Source organism: Candidatus Cloacimonadota bacterium, from assembly GCA_034661015.1.
Taxonomy (GTDB): Bacteria; Cloacimonadota; Cloacimonadia; order JGIOTU-2; family JGIOTU-2; genus JAYEKN01.
Window position 1 is genome coordinate 31,366 of sequence record JAYEKN010000232.1, and the last position, 3,152, is coordinate 34,517.

Annotated in this window: 3 protein-coding genes; 1 reads left to right on the forward strand and 2 read right to left on the reverse strand. The window is 35.3% G+C overall.

From position 1 onward, the window contains the following. Positions 1 to 696: 696 nt before the first annotated feature. Complete coding sequence (locus U9P79_08795) at positions 697 to 1,179, reverse strand: chemotaxis protein CheD (GenBank protein MEA2104717.1); 483 nt, start codon at positions 1,177 to 1,179, stop codon at positions 697 to 699. A 131-nt stretch (positions 1,180 to 1,310) separates the two neighbouring features. Next, positions 1,311 to 2,159, reverse strand: coding sequence for a protein-glutamate O-methyltransferase CheR (locus U9P79_08800; GenBank protein MEA2104718.1), 849 nt, complete (start codon positions 2,157 to 2,159; stop codon positions 1,311 to 1,313). A gap of 449 nt (positions 2,160 to 2,608) precedes the next feature. On the opposite strand from U9P79_08800, the gene U9P79_08805 reads away from it, so the two are divergent. Beyond that, complete coding sequence (locus U9P79_08805) at positions 2,609 to 2,887, forward strand: hypothetical protein (protein MEA2104719.1); 279 nt, start codon at positions 2,609 to 2,611, stop codon at positions 2,885 to 2,887. Positions 2,888 to 3,152 lie beyond the last annotated feature (265 nt).

The window sequence follows — 3,152 nt, forward strand, 5'->3', positions numbered from 1 at the left end:
CTATCTTTTTGGAGGCAACATATGGATCGGCGAGCATTTTCTTAACTTTCATATATGTTAATGAAAATTGCTTTAACCTATCCACTTTTTTAATAATGTCATCAATTTCCATAATAATTATTCGACGCGCTAAGATTCGACGCTGATAAACCCCAAGTGGAATATAAATGCAAAAACATTCCACAAGGCAAGCACTGATCGAGCTGATGAACCCCAAGTGGAATATAAATGCAAAAACATTCCACCCACGATGAAATAAAAAATAAAAAAGATTTCATTGGGCAAGCAGGGCAAGCACTGATTAATTTTTTACAATAATATTTAAATCGAGATCTCAAAAAAAGAAACTGTAAAACTGCTTTATCTCTATAAATATACGTTGATAGCACAAAAAGTGGACACTGGGAGTAGTAAAAATTACACGCATTTAAACTCACCCCCAAACCCCCTCTCTTGAAAAAAGAGGGGGCTGTCCCCCTTCTTTTTGAAGAGAAGGGGCTAGGGGATGAGTTGTAAAAATTTGAGATAATATACATAATAAGTCCGAAATTTCAGCAAATTTTATAAAATTTTTTAGAGGTCTGTAATCTGCGTAAATCGGTTTTTTCAGCGTTCATCTGTGTCCTATCCTTTACCTGCATATCGGTTTTTTCAGCGTTCATCTGTGTCCTAATCCTGCATGATCAATTACCGTTTCTACAAAACCGTTGTGCCTTCCCTACCGACTCTTACAGAGAGTTCGCCGGTTTTAAGGCTGAGGGTAATTGTTCTGCTTTTATTTCCACCAAAATCACTTTTCTTTAGAAGAACATTGTTTTTCCATAATAGTTTTCTAATAGCTGCTTCATTTCTTTTTCCGATATTAAAAAGATTTGAGTCGTTTAAAACTCGTCCACAACCTGCGGCTTTTACAATTATTCTGCTCTTTTTTGCTCCAAGTTTATATGCTGTTTTAAATAGCAGGGGAATGCCCGTATCAATAAATTTGTAGGGATTTTCTAGCACTCTGCCCAGTTGAATTTTTGAGTCTGGCAACATGGCGTGAACCATACCACCCACTTTTGCTACCGGATCAAAAATTATTAATCCCAGACAAGAACCGAGCGAATATGTAATAATTTCATCTTCGGAATTATCCGAAATTTGCATATCAGCAACACCAACAATAATCTTGCCCAAAATGAGCCTCACTTTCCCATCGGTTTTATCACAGACTACACGAAATCACAGAGAAAGAATATTTGTCCTTCCGAATGCTTTCGGAAGTCTTGCTTCTGCGTTTTCTGTTGTTCATTCGAGTAACACCGATGTTAACTTTTAAGCCTCTTCTGATAGAGAGAAGGCTGGATCTGAAAAAAATCATGTTTAATGATTCCTAAACTTTCCGAATGGCCTGTAAAGAAATATCCATAATTTTTTAATTTTTTATAATATTTGTTTACTAATTTTTGCTTGGTTGGTTTATCAAAATAAATCATCGTATTTCTGCAGAAAATCAAATCAAACGTTTTGTGAATCGGAGAAAAATTATCCATCAAATTAAAATATTGAAACTCCACTATGCTTCTAAGATTTTCTTTAACCTTAACAAAACCGCTGGATTTATTTTTACCTTTATAAAAATATTTATGCAAAAGATAAGAGGGAACATCTTTTACCTCTTTTGTTGTATAAACAGCTTTTGTGGCATAAGCAAGGGAGTCTTTGGAAATATCACTGGAAAATATTTTTATACTTCGATATTCGGAAGGGTCTAAATTTTCCAACAGAACAATTCCAAGGGAATATGATTCTGCACCTTTTGAACAACCAGCACTCCAAATATTTATTTCTCTCTTTCCGGGTGGAATATTTTTATTCATTTCTCTCCACTCGTCAACCCAATGATCCCGAACAAATACAAAATGGGCATTACCTCGAAAAAATGAAGTTACGTTTGTGGAAATTCTATCTATAAAAATGATTAATTCCCGACCAGTCTCATCTCCTGCGAGAAATTTATAATAATCACTGTATTTCTCAATTCCCTTACTCCGCATAATTTTTTTTACGCGAGATTGAAACAAGGCTTTTTTCTTATCAGTAAGGTTTATGCCTGATTTTTCATAAACAAGCTTGCTAAATTTTTTAAAAACAATATCCGTTACTTTTTCGTTCATGTAGTTACCTATTACAATTTGTATTCCAATTCGTTCTATTTCATTAAAATAAGTTTCTATAACCCATCGAAAGAATTTTTTCCGTCAAGTAACTCAATTATGTCAATTGAGTATCGGATAGATCGAAAGTGCTTATTTAAAAAGTGCTTATTCAAAATAGAGGGTGGAGATTGAAAATTGGAAATTTTTTCCGTGTAATCTGTGCAATCTGTGTAAACCCACGATTAAAATCGTGGGCTTCTATCATATTTCTCTAACCATTAACACGTAAGTTAGTCAGAAGCCCACAGTTGTTTACTCTGTCTGCTGACTGATCAACTGTGGGTAAAACTTACGATATTCTTTTTGGAAAAAAAAGAATACGTATTACGCTCTTCCAAAGCGTTTTGGGGAGTAGGCGTATTACGCTTTTCCAAAGCGTTCCGTTGTGCTGTTTTGAAAAAGAAAATATGAGTTTTGTTCTCTTCAAGCAGGGGCTTGAAGCAAAGGCGTTCCCAAGCTGGGGCTTGGGAACGAGAAAATTGGAGGGCTTGGGAACGAGAAAATGGGAAGGCTTGGGAACGAGAAAATGGGAAGGCTTGGGAACGAGAAAATTGGAATATCTGGGAACGAGAAATATGGGGACTTTCGTGTATTTCGTGTATTTCGTGGTCATTTTACATTTTACATTTTACATTTTAAATTTTACATTATTCATTATTCATTATTCATTGTTTTGTGCATTCTGAAGTCCAGTCGGAAAAAGAACCGTCTGAACTCCAGTCTGCTTACGGGGAGAAAAAACCCGAGTCGTGTCGAAAAGAATGACGCGACTCGAGTTTTTTTAGTTTTTTCCATTTTCCGTATTCCGTATTCCATTATTAATTATTCATTATTTTGCAGCAGTTCTCAAAAATCCACCGTGTCATTCTGAACAAAGTGAAGAATCTCCCGGGAATACACAATGATATCTTAAACAAGATCCTTCGGACTTTTTAAACAGCAAAAGTCCTC

Coding starts and splice junctions, on each gene's coding strand:
- U9P79_08800 (MEA2104718.1), bottom strand. CDS start 2,159: ATGAACGAAAAAGTAACGGATATTGTTTTTAAAAAATTTAGCAAGCTT.
- U9P79_08805 (MEA2104719.1), top strand. CDS start 2,609: ATGAGTTTTGTTCTCTTCAAGCAGGGGCTTGAAGCAAAGGCGTTCCCA.